The 16,607-nt window shown below is 66.2% G+C and carries 12 protein-coding genes; 4 read left to right on the top strand and 8 right to left on the bottom strand.

Annotated features, from left to right (window positions below; translation table 11 throughout):
- Positions 1 to 103: 103 nt before the first annotated feature.
- A complete protein-coding gene (gene dinB, locus VGK20_11205) occupies positions 104 to 1,198 on the bottom strand; it encodes a DNA polymerase IV (protein ID HEY2774602.1) in 1,095 nt (364 codons plus the stop codon).
- A gap of 181 nt (positions 1,199 to 1,379) precedes the next feature.
- Between dinB and ettA the strand changes: the two genes are divergently transcribed.
- Entirely contained in the window at positions 1,380 to 3,053 is a 1,674-nt protein-coding gene (gene ettA, locus VGK20_11200) for an energy-dependent translational throttle protein EttA (GenBank protein HEY2774601.1), read from the top strand.
- A gap of 49 nt (positions 3,054 to 3,102) precedes the next feature.
- Here the strand turns inward: ettA and VGK20_11195 are convergent, their stop codons facing one another.
- From VGK20_11195 to VGK20_11180, 4 genes are all read right to left on the bottom strand, one after another.
- Positions 3,103 to 6,924 carry a penicillin acylase family protein gene (locus tag VGK20_11195; protein ID HEY2774600.1) on the bottom strand — a complete coding sequence of 1,274 codons (3,822 nt, stop codon included), beginning with the start codon at positions 6,922 to 6,924 and terminating at the stop codon, positions 3,103 to 3,105.
- A gap of 153 nt (positions 6,925 to 7,077) precedes the next feature.
- Positions 7,078 to 8,529 (bottom strand): amidase, encoded by a 1,452-nt coding sequence (locus VGK20_11190; GenBank protein ID HEY2774599.1) that lies wholly within the window; start codon positions 8,527 to 8,529, stop codon positions 7,078 to 7,080.
- A 35-nt stretch (positions 8,530 to 8,564) separates the two neighbouring features.
- Positions 8,565 to 9,260, bottom strand: coding sequence for a Crp/Fnr family transcriptional regulator (locus VGK20_11185; GenBank protein ID HEY2774598.1), 696 nt, complete (start codon positions 9,258 to 9,260; stop codon positions 8,565 to 8,567).
- A gap of 265 nt (positions 9,261 to 9,525) precedes the next feature.
- Positions 9,526 to 10,302, bottom strand: coding sequence for a sulfotransferase (locus tag VGK20_11180; protein HEY2774597.1), 777 nt, complete (start codon positions 10,300 to 10,302; stop codon positions 9,526 to 9,528).
- 300 nt (positions 10,303 to 10,602) lie between these two features.
- Between VGK20_11180 and VGK20_11175 the strand changes: the two genes are divergently transcribed.
- Positions 10,603 to 11,190 carry a sulfotransferase family protein gene (locus tag VGK20_11175; GenBank protein HEY2774596.1) on the top strand — a complete coding sequence of 196 codons (588 nt, stop codon included), beginning with the start codon at positions 10,603 to 10,605 and terminating at the stop codon, positions 11,188 to 11,190.
- 28 nt (positions 11,191 to 11,218) lie between these two features.
- Here the strand turns inward: VGK20_11175 and VGK20_11170 are convergent, their stop codons facing one another.
- Both VGK20_11170 and VGK20_11165 read right to left on the bottom strand, forming a co-directional pair.
- Positions 11,219 to 11,791 (bottom strand): hypothetical protein, encoded by a 573-nt coding sequence (locus tag VGK20_11170; protein ID HEY2774595.1) that lies wholly within the window; start codon positions 11,789 to 11,791, stop codon positions 11,219 to 11,221.
- Positions 11,788 to 12,819, bottom strand: coding sequence for a phosphotransferase family protein (locus VGK20_11165; protein HEY2774594.1), 1,032 nt, complete (start codon positions 12,817 to 12,819; stop codon positions 11,788 to 11,790). The genes VGK20_11170 and VGK20_11165 overlap by 4 nt, the downstream gene beginning before the upstream one ends.
- Positions 12,820 to 13,321: 502 nt before the next feature.
- Between VGK20_11165 and VGK20_11160 the strand changes: the two genes are divergently transcribed.
- Positions 13,322 to 14,146: a hypothetical protein gene (locus VGK20_11160; GenBank protein ID HEY2774593.1), complete on the top strand. Its 825-nt coding sequence runs from the start codon at positions 13,322 to 13,324 to the stop codon at positions 14,144 to 14,146.
- Between the two features lie 44 nt (positions 14,147 to 14,190).
- On the opposite strand, the gene VGK20_11155 is transcribed toward VGK20_11160, so the two are convergent.
- The gene (locus VGK20_11155; protein ID HEY2774592.1) at positions 14,191 to 15,477 is read right to left on the bottom strand and encodes a DUF1329 domain-containing protein; all 1,287 of its coding nucleotides are present in this window, start codon (positions 15,475 to 15,477) and stop codon (positions 14,191 to 14,193) included.
- A gap of 171 nt (positions 15,478 to 15,648) precedes the next feature.
- Between VGK20_11155 and yedA the strand changes: the two genes are divergently transcribed.
- Positions 15,649 to 16,572, top strand: a complete 924-nt coding sequence (gene yedA / locus VGK20_11150) for a drug/metabolite exporter YedA (protein HEY2774591.1) — start codon at positions 15,649 to 15,651, stop codon at positions 16,570 to 16,572.
- The last annotated feature ends 35 nt before the right edge of the window (positions 16,573 to 16,607 follow it).

Raw genomic sequence — 16,607 nt, 5'->3', positions numbered from 1 at the left:
ATGAATCAGCAGCCGCGAGGCCTCTACGGTATCAACAACCTCGCACTAAGTCACGACCCGCTAGCCGGGAGTCACCAAAATGGCACGAAGGGCCTTGGGGCCCTTAACTGTCGGTGACGCCTTGGTCGCTCTCAAACGGCAATCGATCTGGAGGTTCAGCCACATCGCCGTCGCCGCAGAAGTTGTGGACGCTGACCCCGAGCAGACGAACGGGCCGGCGTCCCGCGTCGGTTTTGTCGAGCAATTGTACGGCCCGGGCGATCAGGGCGGCGGCATCTCGCGACGGCGACGTCGAGTGACTGCGCGTCACCGTGGTGAAGTCGTGATAGCGGACTTTGATGGTCACCGTGCGAGCCAGCAACGCCTTGCGCGCCAGCCAGCTGACGACGTGGCCGGCCATGTCGGTGATTTCTTCACGAATCTGGTTGAGATCGGTCAGGTCCTCCGGATAGGTGTTTTCCGAACCTGACGATTTTGTTTCGCGGTTGGGGACAACCGGCCGCTCGTCCACGCCCTGAGCCAACTGTCTCAGCCAGTCGGAGAGGCCGCCGACGGCCTCGCGAAGCATGTCCGGGTCGACGGCTCGCACGTCGACCAGGCGATCGATGCCACGCGCCCGCAGTTTCCTGGCCGTGACCGGACCGACGCCCCACAGCGCATCGACCGGTAGCTTTTGGAGAAACGGCTCGACGCGTTCCGGGCTGATGACGGTCAACCCGTCCGGCTTCTTCCAACCCGACGCGATTTTTGCCAGAAACTTGTTCGGCGCGACACCGGCAGACGCCGTCAGGCCGGTCTCCGCGCGGACTCGCTCCTTCAATCTTCGGGCAACCGGCGTCGCCAGCGGCTCCTGCCAGGCGTTCTCGGTCACGTCGAGATACGCTTCGTCGAGCGAGAGCGGCTCGACCAGCGCCGTGACCTCGCGGAAGATGCTAAAGACCGCTTGCGAGGCGGCTTTGTAGCGGGCGAAGTTGGGACGGACGATCGTCAGCGAGGGACAGAGACGTACGGCGTGCGTCATCGACATCGCGGAATGGACGCCGAATGCGCGCGCTTCGTAGCTGGCGGCGGCGACCACGCCGCGTTGATTCGGCTGGCCGCCGACGGCGAGCGGCTTGCCGCGAAGCGACGGATTGTCGCGCTGTTCGACCGACGCGTAGAACGCGTCCATATCGACGTGGATGATCCTTCGGATCATGAGACTGCTGATTTCTGATTGCAGATCGCAGATTTCAAACCGATTGGCCCTTCGTCAGCCAGGGTTGCACGTTCCGGACGGAGATTGTACGCTCTAGGGTCGCGGGTGTGGTTGTTGTCGCCGCCTAGCAGTTCCCTCTAATCTGACATTCGAAATCTACAGTCTGCAATCTCACGACACTATGCCCCAATTTATCTACACGATGAAGGGTCTCGGGAAGGTGCACGCGCCCGACACCAAAGTACTCGAAGACATCTGGCTCTCTTTTTATTTCGGCGCGAAGATCGGCGTGCTCGGTCTGAACGGCGCCGGGAAAAGCTCGTTGCTGAAGGTCATGGCCGGCGAGGACACCAGTTTCATCGGCGAAGCCTTTCCCGCCTCCGGCATTTCAGTCGGCTTTCTTCACCAGGAGCCACGGCTCGATCCCGCGAAGGATGTGCGCGGGAACGTCGAAGAAGGCGTCGCGCCGATCAAGGCACTGCTGGCGCGGTACGATGAGGTCAACGCCAAGCTCGGAGAGGATCTGTCACCCGAAGAGATGGACAAGGTCCTCGACGAACAGTCGAAGATTCAAGACAAGATCGAGGCGTCGAACGCCTGGGACCTTGATTCGCGGCTCGAGCTGGCTATGGACGCGCTTCGGCTGCCGCCTGCCGACGCCGAGGTATCGAAACTGTCGGGCGGTGAACGCCGCCGCGTGGCGCTGTGCCGACTGCTGCTGCAGTCGCCCGATCTGTTGCTGCTCGACGAGCCCACCAACCATCTCGACGCGGAATCGGTCGCCTGGCTCGAGCGCTTCCTGAAGGACTATGCGGGCACGGTCGTGGCGGTGACACACGATCGCTACTTCCTCGACAACGTTGCCGGCTGGATTCTCGAACTGGATCGCGGCCGCGGCATTCCCTGGGAAGGCAACTATTCCTCGTGGCTCGAGCAGAAACAGAACCGCCTGGCCCAGGAGGAAAAAACTGAAACCCGCCGTCAGCGAACGCTGGAGCGCGAGCTTGAATGGATTCGGATGTCGGCGCGCGCGCGTCAGGCGAAAGGCAAAGCGCGCCTGAACGCGTACGAAGAACTGTTACGCGAAGACACGGCGCAAAAAATTGAAGCCGCTGAAATCTTTATCGCCCCCGGCCCCCGTCTTGGCGACACCGTCGTCGCGGCGCGCGGTCTGCGCAAGGGCTACGGAGATAATCTGCTGATCGACGGTCTCGACTTCACGCTGCCGCGCGGCGGTATCGTCGGCATCATTGGGCCAAACGGCGCCGGCAAGACGACGCTGTTCCGAATGATCACCGGCCAGGAAAAGCCCGACAGCGGTACGTTGAAGATTGGAGAAACCGTTCAGATCGGCTACGTCGATCAGAGTCGCGATGCGCTTGATCCCGACAAGAGCGTCTGGGCCCAGATTTCAGGCGGTCACGACGAGATCGAGCTGGGCAAGCGAAAAGTCGCGTCTCGCGCCTACGTGTCCTGGTTCAATTTCAAAGGCGCGGCACAACAGCGGAAGGTCGGCTCGCTGTCGGGCGGTGAACGGAACCGCGTGCATCTCGCGGAGCTGTTGAAAAAAGGCAGCAACCTGTTGCTGCTGGACGAGCCGACAAATGACCTCGACGTCGATACCCTGCGAGCGCTCGAGGAAGCGCTGGTGAATTTCGCCGGCTGCGCCGTCGTGATCAGCCACGACCGCTGGTTCCTCGACCGCATCGCGACGCACATGCTCGCGTTCGAAGGCGACTCGCGTGCCGTGTGGTTCGAGGGCAACTACCAGGATTACGAAGCCGACCGCCACCGCCGCCTCGGCGCCGACGCCGACACGCCCCACCGCATCCGCTACCGCAAGCTCACCGCATGAAGGCGGGACAGGTACGGAGGGAACGAGCTACGTACCTGTCCCGGTTTTCTCAGTGATAGACCGGCACCGAGCCGGTCGGCAGCGTCGACTGCGCGCGGGTAATGCGCGGCGAAGCGGTCCACGGCCGCGCGTCGAGGATCTTGCGATCGCTGTTGTCGGCTGCGTGGTGCAGCGTGACGCTGATCTGGTAGACCGGCACTCCCGACGTTGCGACACCCGGCAGGTCCTCGTGGATCGTCCTCAGCTTGAGCGAGGCCGGTTTTTCGGGCGAGTCGCCGAGCTTGAGCGCGAACAGCGAGATGCCGCCATTTACTCCGGCCGGATCCTTCAGCGAGTACTTGAGCCCGTCGGCCGTCAGGCTTCCCGGCGGCAGCGTCGCCGAAACGAGCGCCGCATCGTTGATCGTCCGGACGCTGACCAGGACGGTGTCCACCGACTCGTCGAAGACGAAAGGCCCGGTGCCGAAGCGGCCGACGAGAAGGAAGCTGTCCTGGGTTCCGTTCAGGCGGAACTCGGCCTTCATCGACTGGAAGCCGCTGCCCTGGCGGTCCTGGTCGAGGCCGTCGAACCCGTCTTCCAGGCCGTCGTTGTCCGTGTCGGCATCGGTCGGATCGGTGCCGTGCAGGTATTCCTGCAGCAGCGTGGCGCCGTCGCCGTCGCTGTTGGCCTTGTCGTCGGCAGCCGTCGAGTTGAAATAGTAGCGCTCGAACGCGTCGGCGACCCCGTCCCCGTCCGCATCGACGCTGCCGGAAGCCAGGTCCTGGGAGACGTGCAGCATCGGCAGGAAACGCCAGTCGCGCCAGAGCGGCTGCAGGCTGGTGACGTTGGGATCGATCGACTTGACGGTCAGCGACGGCGGAATGGCCGAGAAGCTTCCGCGAATCGTGCCGCTTTGGCCGAGCGGGAACATGAACTCACCCTTGATGGTGGGTCCGCTCTCGACGATCTGCTCCCAGGTGCCGCGGTTTCCGAACGGCGTCGGCGTGAACGAAAGCGCGCTGTCGAGCGGTGCGAGCGGATGATCGTAGTGCGACTGGCCTCGCGCTGCCGGCGCGGGAATACCGCCGCTGGCAAGCGTCGAGAACGCGTCGCGCACGACGACTTTCCAGTCGCTGCCGTTGAAGTAGTCGCCGCCGTACTGCTGCTGGTACGCGTTGGCCGGAGTGTGATCGGCCGAGTCGATCGCGTGGATCACCAGCGCCAGCGCGCGCTCTCCGGTGGGCACTGCCAGCGCGCCGGCGTACTCGTCGCCGTAGATCGTCGTGGCCAGGTTGTTGATCAGCGTGTCGAGGAAGACCGGCTCTCCGGCCGTCGTCGTCGCGGTCACCGGATCGTCGAAGTAGCGACCGAAGTGCGGGGCGCCGTTGTGGGCCTCGAGCGCAGCCAGGACGGTGTCGACTGCCGGATTGCCGCCGTCGCCGGCGGCGTCGACCGCCTCGCGGATGCGCGGAACGAGCTGGCGGCCGAGCTTGCCGCGGCTGTCGGTCCCGGCAACGTCCTTGTTGAGCTGGCGCTGCTTGTCGCGGGTCCAGTTCGCGTCGGCCGCCAGGCGCTCGAGGATGAACGTCACGCGGTGCTCGCGGCCGAAATCGTCGCCGAGGTCGGACCACGCGGCCTTGTTGTTCCAGTTCGCGACGTATCCCTGGCTCGGGTTGACGGCCTCGGGCATGCCGACGATTTCGTAGATCTCGTAGTGGTCGCCCGCGGCCGGAACCGCGCCCCACGGGTATTCCACCGTGACCGCGTTGGCCGTGCTCGAGACGATGCGCCGGCTCTGCTTGGCGCCGGTGCCGCTGACGATCGAGATCACGTACTCGTGCCCGACGCTGCCCGGATTGTCGTAGCGGTGGTTGACCGGATCGGGCGCGAAGCTGCCGAACGATGCGACGCTGTCCGCTGCGGTGGTCGCCGTTGCCGCCGAAAGCGTGCCTTCGGCGACGACGAGCGGATTAGGTCCGGTTCCGTCCAGCGGCATTTCCGGATCCGAAGCGTCCTGGCGGATGCGCGAGTACCCGGATGACCAGTAGCCGATGTTGCCGTAGGAAGCGGCGGTGCCGACGCCGTTGAAGGTCTTGTTGTCGGCGGCGAAGAAGTTGTGCGTGCTCGGGATCAGGCGCACGGCGGCGCGCATCTCCATGACGTTGTGCGCCTTCTGGAACAGCGAGAACGCGTAGGCGGTAGTCGATTCCTCCATCCACGCGCCGCTGTCGTAGGCGACCGCGGTGATGTTCTTGCCGCTGCCGGCGGCAACGTACACCGAGCCGGCGCCGGGCGCCGTGGTAAACGGGCTCGATACCGACAACGTCGTACCGGATGCCGCCGAGACGAGGCGCACCTGGCCTGCGCCTGCGCCGTCGGTGATCATCACGTAGCCGCCCACCAGCGCCGGTGCGAAGGAAGCCTGGTTGTCGACGAGTGTCGTCGTCGATCCGCTCTCGGCGGTGCCTTCGGCATCGCCGACGAAATCGAGCACCGCGCGCGATCCTCCGTTGCCGCCGCGCTCGTGGGTGCGCCAGAACACCTTCGGCACGTTGGTCGGCGGGACGCCTCCCTGGATGATGTTCTCGGTGCGCTTGCTCATCGCAGCCGGCGTGCCCTGGTCGTTGTAGCGTGCAGCGTCGACGTTCTCGGCGATCACCTGCTCGAAGAAGCTGTCGATGACGCGCAGCTGGGCGGTGGTCGTCGTGTACGAGACCGAGTCGGTGTGGCCGATCAGCACGTACGGCGCGCCGACGAACTCCATGCCGTTGCCGGAGATGCCTTCGCCGCTGCGGTTCTCGACGTAGTGCATCAGCGACGGAGTCTGGATTCCGGTCTGCGGAAAGCCGCCGAGCCACGGGTGCCCCGTCTGGGAGCGGTCGGCGGAAATGATCCAGCCGTAGCTGCCGAGCTTGGGCCACGCGCTCCACTTTTTCAGCAGCGCTTCGCGGCTGGCCGCACGCGCGTGGATCTCTTCGGCGGATGCTTCCCAGTCGCGGCCCTTCCAGCGAGTGGAGGCGTCGGCAAGCGCGCGCGCCTCGAGCATTGCGCTCTTCGGATCGTTCGCCTGTGCAAGGGGGCCGCCGTAGCCGGGAGACTGCGGATCGGGCACCGACGACGGCGCGAGCGGATCGACGAGGAAGTTGTAGTCGTGCCAGAGCTGCTCGCCGGTTGCCTGCCCGTGCGCATTCTGCAGGGCGAGCAATTCGGACAGGCGGTTCTCTTCCTGGAAAGTATTGAGCCCGAAGTTGCGCACCTCGAGTACGCCGACCGCCAGCGCCATCTCCGGCGTGAACTGGTAGCCGCCGTTCGGGCGAGCCGGATCTGCGCCGCCCGGCGCTTTGTAATATGGGTCGACCTGGTCGGACAGGTTCGTCGCGTTGCCGAAAAGATCGGAGCTCAGGTTGGTTCCCGGAAGGCCGGAAAGCACCGTCACTTCGATCGGCCTCAAGTCTCCGGCCGTGCCGGTCGGCGACGCGAGCGCCGCCTCGATCGTGTCGTTGACGCCGTCGCAGTACCGCAGCAGGTAAGCCTGCGCGGAAGGCGGCAGCTTCGCGAACATCGCCTGGTATTCCTTCGACGTGTAGCCGGAAAGACGCGTCTCGATGTCGCTGTCGACGAAGCTCGGGTCGAGAAGGCCGAACGCCTGCGCGAGCGTGCCGCGGCCGGCGCGGGCGAGCAGGATGAGCTGGGCGAGGCGGTCCTTGGAGATCTCGCGGCCGTTCTCGTAGGCAAGGTCGAGGTCGGTGTCGCCGTAGATGTGGGGAAGGCCCCAGGCCGGCTCGCGGAAAATCGACGCGGCGGCAAAAGCGCTCGACGCCACGAGCGGCAGCAGCGCGGCGCACACGAATGCGGCGCGCCGGGATGGTCTCCCGGCAGGAATCGGTTTCATCTGGACGGTCTCCTCCCTGGGCCGGTGCGGTCCGCAAGCAGCGGACTGCACGAGGGATTCTACATAGAAGCCCGGTCGTGCAGCGTCAATGGCGAATCTGCGGGGTGCGGGATCAGTGCGCCTCCCCGGCTGGGGGGGGGTCGAGCGTCTTTTCTATGCGTGCACGCCCGGCACGCGATGCTTCCACGGCAACGCCTGCTCGAGCTGGCAGCCTAGGCGGATGAGCAGGTCTTCGCGGCCGTACGCGGCCACCGCCTGGACTCCGATCGGAAGTCCGTCGTCGTTCCAGGACAGCGGCAAGGAGACCGCAGGCTGGCCGCTCATGTTGAACGGCATGCAGAACGGACTGTAGACCGTCCAGCGACGGATGGTTTCCATCGGCTCGGCGCCGCCGGGCCCGAGCGGACCGATCGGCCACGGCGGCTCGGCAAGAGTCGGCGTCAGCAGGATGTCGAAACCGCCGGCCCACCACGACGCGAGCGTTCGCGCATCGCGTTGCAGGTTTTCGGTGGCTTCGACGTATTGCGTCGCGCTCGTGCTTCTTCCGATTTCCACGGCCAGGGCATTGGTCGGCTCGATCTCCTCCAGCGAGATCGTGCGGCCGATGCGCGACGACCAGCGATCGATGTCGCGCGCGATCGACGTCGTGAACATCGTGAATACCGCGTTGTCTTCGCTCACGCGGAAATCCGGAGCGCTCTGTTCGACGATGTGGCCGAGGCCCTCGAGCACGCGTGCGGTCTCCTCGACCGCGCGAACGCAATCGGGATGAGCGGGTGTGCCGATTCCCGGCCGGATCGTGTGGATGCCGATGCGCAGGCGCCCGGGATCGCGGCCGACTTCCTGCGCGTAGGGGCGTTCCGGCGCCGGCGCCGTGTACGGATCGCCCGGCGCCGGGCCGCGGATCGCATCGAGGATGCCCGCGCTGTCGCGCACGCTGCGCGTGAGTGCGTGCTCGTGCGTCGTGGCCCACCAGAACTCGCCGAATCCGGGGCCGAGCGTCGATCTCGCGCGCGTCGGCTTCAGTCCGACGAGGCCGCAGACGCTGGCCGGAGTGCGGATCGATCCGCCCATGTCGTTGCCGTGCGCAGCAGCGACCATTCCGGATGCCACTGCCGCCGCGGCGCCGCCGCTGGAGCCGCTCGTCGAAAGGTCGGTATTCCATGGATTGCGCGACGGGCCGTAAGCCAGCGGCTCGGTGGTCGGCGCAAACGCGAGCTCCGGCGTATTGGTCTTTCCGACGAACACGAATCCGGCCTTGCGAAAGCGCGCCGCAAGATAGCTGTCGTGCTGTTCGCGCCAGCCGAGGTCGCGAAGCACGCGCATGCCGCAGTGGAAAGGATCGCCGGCCGTGTGGCACAGGACGTCCTTGACGAGAAACGGAACTCCGCGAAAGGGCCCGTCTGCAAGAGACGGCGACGCGGCTTCGACGCGCGCCTTGTCGTAGAGCTTGTGGATCACCGCGTTGAGCGAAGGATTGAGCGCTTCGATCCTGGCGATCGCCGCTTCGACGAGCTGCGACGGCGTTGCGCGGCCGCTGCGCACCAACTCGGCCTGTCCGGTGGCATCCAGGTCGCCGAGAATGTCCGCAGAGCGGTCGCTCATTCGAAGTGCTCCTGTTCGCGGCAGCGGCGGACTTTTTACTCGCGTGCGGTGTTCGAGACGACGAGCCGCAGGCGCGGAATGTCGACGAGCACGACGCGCCCGTAATCGCACGAGACCAGACCGTCGCGCTCCCAGCTCTTCAGCTGGCGCCCGGCATTTTCGGGAGTGATGCCGGCCATGCTCACGACCTCGTCGAGGGCGACGCGTATCGAAGGGCCGCGCTCGGTGGCCTCGATGCAGCCGTCGTTGTCGCAGAACGCCAGCAGCCGTTTGGCCAGGCGAGCCTCGGGACGCAGGAAGCTCGAATCGATGATGCTGTCCTCGGCGACGCGCACGCTGCGCGAGAATCGCTCGACGAAGCGCAGCAACAGGCCCGGCTCTTCATGGCAGAGCTCGAGCAGGTCGCGCTGCTCCAGCGCGTACAGGGTCGCAGTCTCGGCGGCAGTCGCATCGACGGCGCGAGGTCCGCCGTCGAAGACGCCGATCTCGCCGAACCACTGGCCCGGACCGAAAACACCGAGAACGACGTCCTTGCTCCCCGGCGATGCTGCGCTGAAGCGGACGAGGCCGTCGCAGATCCCGTAGAACGTTCGCGCGGGCTCGCCGCGTCGATAGACCACTTCGCCGGCCTGGCAGCAGCGCTTCGACAACCGGTTGGCCACGTGCTGCCTGGCCTGGCCGGAAATACCGCCGAAAATATCGCTCGAAGCCAGTAACTCGTTCTTGTCCATCCCCGTGCTCTCTCCGTCTACCGTTTCGGCCAAGCGCGAGACGGGATCAAATGCAGTGCGTGTGACAATTTCGTGAAATCCGGGACAGGCACGTATTACGCACCGCACGGCGAGTCGTAATCTCCCTTCTGTGGAGACGCGTCGGGAATTGTTGCCGGGCGGCGGCGTTAAAGACTAGCAGGTTTCGGCGCGCGGGCCGACGGGAGGGGGTTTTTCCGCAGCCTGCTGGTGACACGCGTCTCATTGCGCTCTGCCGAGGCGAAGCTCACGCGGAGTGCAGCGCGGCGGGCTCCCGGGCGGTCAGGCGACGCCACCCTTCGATCTCGTCGGCGAGCAGCGTTTCGAGATAGACGCGCAGGCGCTCGGGAATTTCCGAGCGTCCGGTCGGATTGACGGCGCTGTGCAGCAGCCGCGGATCGACGAGCTTCGGATCGTCGCACACGCCGAGAAAGCGCGTGACCCTGCCGAGCAACTCCACGGGCGTCTGCTCGACTTCCTCGAAGGTGCCGACGAACACCGACGATTCAGCAAAACAGCGGCGCCAGTTCGCGAGGTTCTGCTCATAGCGCGCACAGCGAAGCTGGTAGGGATCGCGGAAGAACGCGCGCCATTCGTCGTCGCCGACCGCGGCCGCCGATCGCCGCCGGTTGCGCACGAGATCCTTCTTCGCGTGCGACCACGCGCGGTCGACCGGATGGCGTACCATCAGCAGCACCTTGACGTCGGGGCGCAGCGTCGCGATCTCCTCGATGAGGTCGAGGTCCATCGCCGCGTAGCTCGCCGTCGCTTCGCCGCGGATGCGCGGTCGCCACGGACGGCCCAGGTGCGACAGCGACCAGGCCTGGCTCGCCAGCCAGCGCTTGGCACCGATGCGGAAATGATCGAGGTACCAGTCCAGCTCGGCCGACTGGAAGCGCTCGCTCGTGCGGTCCTTCAGGCGGCTGAAGAAGTACAGCTCCTTCGGCTCGGCCAGGAACACCTCGGGATGGCGCACCAGGATCTGGTGCAGCCACGTGGTGCCCGTGCGCTGGGGGCCGACGATCAGGAAGTCGGGAAAGCGCTCGAGACCGAGGCGATCGCTGCCGATTTCGCAGTAGCGAAGCCTGTCGCGGATCGATCGGGGAATCAGCGCTCGAGTCCTCCACCATGCGCCTCGGCCGCGAAGGACGGCGGATCGCGCTCCGGGGCCGGCCTGGATTCGGCACCGAACTCTACTGTGTAGACGAAGAGGGCGCGTTTCGAAAGTCCGTCTCTGCTCTTCGACGAAGAGCGCCGATCTCGCCGCTTCGCGCGCCCGGCCGCGTTCGTTTGGCTCCTTCGCCGCGGCGCGCTAGCAGGACCCATGGCGCGCGACTTCATCACTGTCGTCTCCGGCCTTCCGCGCTCGGGAACTTCGATGCTGATGCGCATGCTCGAGGCCGGAGGCATCGCATCGCTCACGGACCGGCGGCGCGAAGCCGACGAGGACAATCCGCGCGGTTACTTCGAGTTGGAGGCGGTCAAATCCCTTCCTGCCTCGGACCAGTGGCTGTCGGGAGCCGAGGGTCGCGCAGTCAAGGTCGTCTCTGCGCTGCTGGACAAGCTTCCTCCTGCCCACCTCTACCGCGTGATCTTCATCGAGCGCGACCTCGGTGAGGTGCTCGCGTCCCAGCGCCGCATGCTCGAGCGAAGGGGAGAGCCGACCGATCGCACGAGCGACGCGAGCATGGCCGAAAGCTTTCGCCGCCACGTGACGGCGGTGCTCGCCAAGGCGCGAGCGCGCCCCGACATGAGACTGCTTCGCGTCGTGCACCTGGAAATTCTGGCCGATGCGCGCGCAACCGCGGTCCGCATCGATGAATTCGTCGGCGGCGGGCTGGATCGCGATGCCATGGCCGCAGCGGTGGATTCCGCGCTCTGGCGCCAGCGCAGCGCCTCGCGCGCCCGTTAGCAGGATTCCGCAGCCCGCCAGGTTCGGGTCAGCGGCGGTGCGTCGCCGGCGCTACCGAAGCGTCGGGCCCCGGGGTGTAGGGTGCGCGCGGAAGCCCCGCTTCTTCGAGGCTGGTGCGGTGGATTTCCGTGATGTCGCTGCCGCTGCTGCCGCCGCGGCTGTACTCGAGGGTCCAGCGGTACCAGATCACCTTGCCAACCAGCGCCCGTACCGCCTCGCCGTCGATCGAGAAGCTGACCTGGTTCGATCCCTTGCGGTAAGGCACCGTTTCGGAACGAGGCTTGGCAAGCTCGAGTCGGCCGCTGACAGCGTCGGCAGGCACCGGATCGGAGGGACCGGCCAGGCGATACTGGATCGTCGCCTTCGTGATCGGATAGATGCCCGGATCGACTTTGCCGACGATGCGAAGCCCGCCGTTGTCCGAGCGCTCCGACATGCACAGCACGACGCCGGGAATTTCGCGCTTGACGACGAGCGGCGAAGTCGGACGACCCATCATCGACGTGCATCCGGACAGCAGCGCAACGCTCGTACTGAGCGCAAGCGCAGCAAGACGCGCGTACTTCCCCGCGCTCGTGCTGCCGATCGTGCACGTCCTCATGCGATGCTCCGTACCATCGTCAGCGCGGCGTCGGCCATCTGGTCTACCTGCATGCGGAACACGTCCAGCGCCACTCCCGAATCTCCCATGACACCCTTGATGTAACGCGCGAGCACGCCTTCGACGATTGCCGCAAGGCGCCACCACTGGAAGGCCCTGTAGTACTCGACGCCGTCGACGCTGTGACCGCTTCGTCTGGTATATTCGCGCAGGAATTCGGCGCGGCTCAGGAACCCGCCGGTGGAGGTCGGCATCGCCACGGCCTGGCTCGGGCCTTCCTCGCCGGCATCGGCCCAGTTGTTCATGATGTAGCCGACGTCGGCCAGCGTGTCGCCGAGAGTGCACAGCTCCCAGTCGAGCACCGCGGCCACGTTGCCGTCGGCTGTCGAGAGCATGTTGCCGAGGCGGTAGTCGCCATGGACGATTCCTGTGTACTTCTGGGGCGGCTTGGCGGCGAGCAACAGCTCGTGCGTTTCGTCCATTGCGGCCAGCTCGCGCGTCTTCGACTTGTCCCACTGGGTGCGCCAGCGGGTGAGCTGGCGGTCGAGGTAGGCTTCCTTGCGGCCGAGGTCGCCGAGACCGACGGCGTCGGGATCGAGCGTGTGAAGGGCGACCAGCGAATCGAGCACCGAGTCGCTCAGGCGGCCGCGTGCCTGCGGCGACGGCAGCGTCTGGCGCACCATCGCCGGCGTGTCGAGCACCGCGCCGTCGACGAATTCCATGACGTAGAACGGCGCTCCGTTGACGCTGTCGTCAACGCAAAGGCCGATGGCCGGCGGTACCGGAACCTGCGTCGCTGCGAGCGCGCGGATGATGCGATGCTCGCGGCTCATGTCATGGGCCGTGGCCAGCACGGCACCGAGGGGAGGGCGTCGCAGCACGAGGCGGCGACCGCTCGCATCGGTGACCTTGTACGTGAGATTCGAATGACCGCCGGTGATCGGGTCGAAGACGAGCGGCGAGGCAAGACCGGGACAATTGGCGATCAGCCAGTCGCTGACCTTCGGCTCGTCGATTCCCTTGACCATGGTGGACGTCTCTTGCAGCGCGGCCGTTTCCGTTCTGCGCGTCCGCAAAGCGGACGCGTTTTTCGCGCGTTCGCTTTGCGAACGCGTTGTTTCACGCGCCCGCCAGGCGAGACGCGGCCGAAGAGCCGCCCGGGAAGCGGTGCCGGCCGATAGGGCCGACCGCGCGTCGGGCGTAGTGGATGCAGCGGCAGTGCGGCGACCGCGGAAGCTAGCGGGAGCGGGGGGCGCGTGCCAGTGGCGGGGTTGCCAAAGCGAGCCCCATCGCAGGCAGCCGCGTTTCGCCCTGCGAATTCGCGGCCGGCCGCGCATCGTTATACTCTCGCGCAGCCACGGCGCCCCTGTGCGTCCGGCGGCGCCCTCGCGATGGCCCGGCACCTGCCAAGGCGGCCGGCAGTCGCGTCGAGAGATCATGTCGCGGCATCCCCTCCAGTTTTTCCCTACGTTCCCACTGCGTCTCCGCGCCGCCGGCGCAGGGCCGCGGGTATTCCTGCTGGCTCTTGCCGTGGCGGCCTGTGGCCTCGGCGCCTGCAGCGAAAAACCGCCGTCGCTGAAGGAGCAGCAGGCCATGGGCGTGCCGCTCGCCTACGCGCCGCTGTGGAGCGACGTGCGAAGCGGCGAGCATGCCGTTGCGCTGGACGTCGACCGCAAGGGCGACGACATCATCGTTCCCGTCTGGAACGAATGTTTCGACCAGAAGAAAGGGATCATGCACGGCCACGTCGTCCCCGACGACGCGACCGGAAAGATGGCGATTTTCGGGCAGACCGTCGGCCAGCCGCTGGCGCGACCGGCGGCGGTCTCGGCGCGTTTCCAGAAACAGATCGACCAGGCGGCTGCGCTGTACGCGAAACAGGAGTTCTCCGGGTCGGCCGCCGCGCTCGAGGAGCCGTTCCAGAAGGACCACGACAATCCGTTCCTCATCGAGGAATACGCGCGCGCCCTGTACCGGACTCAGCGTCGCAGCGCCGCAGCCGTTCACTATCGCCGGCTCGTGACCAGTCTCGATGCGGTCGGGACCTCGATCCGACCCGACTACGTGTACCTGGACCACTGGTTTCTCGACGCGTACTGGAAGCTGGCGACCCTCGACATGGACGAGGGGCACTGGCAGGCGGCCATCTGCGGCATCAATCGCGTGCTGCTGACGGCCCAGCCCGAAACCCTCGTGCACGAGGCCTTTGACTATCTCGTCGAAGCGGAAGCCGCGTCGGGCCGCCACGATCTCGCGCGCCTGTATGCCGACGAGACGCTGCGGCGATTCCCGGGCGATACCTACGTGGGCAAGTTCGTCTCGCCGCCGCAGGCGGCCGCAGCAGCGGGCAAATAGCCGCGCGCCGGCGCGACGACGGATCCTGCGAATTTCCCGCGGTGTCAGCGCCCCGCCGCGATCAGCGACGGGATGCTGTACCAGTCCACCGGCACCGACTCGGGCGCCTGCTGGCCGCGATCGATGTACCAGCCCGGCTCGTCCGGAAACGCCATGCCCGGAATTGCCGCGCGCGTGCCGTGCCCGAGCTGCAGGTCGAGCACGGTAAACCCGTACACGAACATCCTCTCTTCGGGGTATTTGAAATCGACGTGCGGGTTGGGCTGGTTCGAGCTGCGGATGTTGATCAGCACGACCTTCCACAGCTCTTCGTTGTTGTCGAAGAGATCGGAGTACGGGATCATCGACGCTTCGTCGTCGACGTAGATGAGGCGCTTGCTGTATGCGTACCCGTGCAGCTTGGCGCGGCCCTCGACGACCCACATCTTCGGCCGCATCTCCCAGTCTTCGCAATAGGTGACGCCGCCGTCGCCGGGACAGATCTTCGGCGGAAGGTTCTTGCCGTGCAGCGACGCGAGCATCGGCTTCTGGCCGATCAGCTTCCAGTCGAACCACGGGATCTGGCCCGCGTAGCCGCCGAAGCTGTCGAGGTCGATGTCCTGGCCGAAAAGGGCGTCCGAGCGCTGCGCGCTCGAAAGGCGGCGCACGCGGCGGATCGTCGGCGTGTACAGCCACGTGTCGTCCTGGCGCGTCGGATCGATGTAGCGGAAGCTCACCGAACCCACGCCCTTCAGGTCGAAGGGCTCGATCAGCGGGAAGAACCCCTGCTTGTTGAACACCTGGTCGGGGTTGTCGGGAATGGCCGGTATCGGATCGTGGTGCAGGCGCCCGAAGAAGCGCAGGTTGCGGCTCCAGTCGACGATGAAGTGGCGCTCGACCAGATAGTTCGGCTTGTCGCCGTTCTTCGCGTAGCTGCCGGTGTCGGCGTCGGGAAGGTGCACCCCGAGGTCGTCGTTGAAGTACGACGTGCGCCCGAAGTTCCACATGATCTTGACGGCGGCCTTCGGATCGTTCGGATCGATGGTGGGGAAGGGACGGCCCGCGACCCAGTTCTTCAAGTCGTTCTTGTCGTCGAGCGAGACCTGCCCCGCGTATTTCTCGGTCGCCTCGATGTAGGCCTTCGGGATCGGGATCTTCTGGTAAGGCACCACCGAGAGCTCGCTGCCGTTGTCGACGGCCGCCTTGACGCCCGGCGACATGTACTCCTTGTACTTGTCGACGTTGCTGCGGTTGATCTTCGTGCCGGGAGCAGGGGGCTCGGCGGCGGCGAAGGAAGCGGACAGCGCCAGCGCTGCAAAAGCGGCCGGCAGGGCAAAGGATTTCCGGTTCATCACGCGGTGGTCTCCGTGGACGACGAGATAAAGTGGGACGGGGAGCGGACTTGCGAGGTTGCGTCAGTCTGTCTGAAAGTTTTCCTCAAGTCACGCCCCGATCTCACATCGGACGGTGCGGATTCGGGCGGGGTAGTAGGGCCGCTGGACGGGCGCTGTTAAAGTGCTCCGGTGACGTCGCGCCCGCATGACGACAGGCGCGCGGGCCGCGGCGACGATCCTTCGCCCCATCCGTCGGGCCTCGTCCTGCTGTGCCTGCTGTCGGTCTATCTGGCCTGGGGCTCGACGTATCTCGCGATTCGCATCGCGCTGGCGGGGTTCCCCCCGTTTCTCCTGGCCGGGCTTCGCGGGCTCGTTGCCGGGTCCCTGCTGGCCGCGTTCGGGCGCTGGCGAGGCCACTCGCCGGTGTCCTGGCGTGCACTTGGCAACGCCGCGCTCGTCGGCGTTCTGATGGTTGCCGGCGGCAACGGACTGGTGACCTGGGCCGAGCAGTCCGTCTCTTCCGGACTTGCTGCGGCGGTCGCCTCGACCGGATCCATCTGGCTGGTGCTGATGCTCGCCGCCCTCGGCGAAAAGCCCACCGGCACCGAGCAGGCCGGCATCGCGATCGGCTTTGCCGGCGTGTTGCTGCTGAACCTGGAGGGCGAGCTAAGGGCCAGTCCTCTCGGCGCCGCAGCCCTGCTCGGTGCGACGCTGTCGTGGGCCGCCGGTTCGGTGCTGACGCGTCGCCTCGTGCTGCCCGAAGGAGCGACTTTCGTCGCCGTCGAGCTGCTGTCGGGCGGCATTCTGATGACCGGGTTCGGGTACGCGATCGGCGAAAGACTCATCGTGTCCGCCCTCACTCCGTCGTCGGTGGCAGCGTGGTGCTATCTCGTCGTCGCGGGCTCCCTCATCGGTTTCTCGTCGTTCACGTTCCTGATCCGCAACGTGCGCCCGGCGCTCGCGACCAGCTTCGTCTATGTCAATCCCGTCGTCGCAGTGCTGCTCGGCGTCGTGCTTGCCGGCGAGCACCTCTCGCCGATCGGCACTGCAGGCGTTGCCGTGAGCGTCGTCGGCCTCCTGGTCGTCACGATGGCGTCGCGGGCAAGTCGCTGAGGCCGGCGCATCTCGTTCGATCTCGCTCCTGCTCG

It is taken from the genome of Candidatus Binatia bacterium (genome assembly GCA_036493895.1).
GTDB lineage: Bacteria > Desulfobacterota > Binatia > UBA1149 > CAITLU01 > DATNBU01.
This window is presented reverse-complemented; position numbering and strand designations above follow the sequence as displayed.

Excerpts from the sequence above, each read along its gene's own strand:
- dinB (HEY2774602.1), bottom strand. The coding sequence starts at position 1,198 with ATGATCCGAAGGATCATCCACGTCGATATGGACGCGTTCTACGCGTCG.
- ettA (HEY2774601.1), top strand. The coding sequence starts at position 1,380 with ATGCCCCAATTTATCTACACGATGAAGGGTCTCGGGAAGGTGCACGCG.
- VGK20_11195 (HEY2774600.1), bottom strand. The coding sequence starts at position 6,924 with ATGAAACCGATTCCTGCCGGGAGACCATCCCGGCGCGCCGCATTCGTG.
- VGK20_11190 (HEY2774599.1), bottom strand. The coding sequence starts at position 8,529 with ATGAGCGACCGCTCTGCGGACATTCTCGGCGACCTGGATGCCACCGGA.
- VGK20_11185 (HEY2774598.1), bottom strand. The coding sequence starts at position 9,260 with ATGGACAAGAACGAGTTACTGGCTTCGAGCGATATTTTCGGCGGTATT.
- VGK20_11175 (HEY2774596.1), top strand. The coding sequence starts at position 10,603 with ATGGCGCGCGACTTCATCACTGTCGTCTCCGGCCTTCCGCGCTCGGGA.
- VGK20_11170 (HEY2774595.1), bottom strand. The coding sequence starts at position 11,791 with ATGAGGACGTGCACGATCGGCAGCACGAGCGCGGGGAAGTACGCGCGT.
- VGK20_11165 (HEY2774594.1), bottom strand. The coding sequence starts at position 12,819 with ATGGTCAAGGGAATCGACGAGCCGAAGGTCAGCGACTGGCTGATCGCC.
- VGK20_11155 (HEY2774592.1), bottom strand. The coding sequence starts at position 15,477 with ATGAACCGGAAATCCTTTGCCCTGCCGGCCGCTTTTGCAGCGCTGGCG.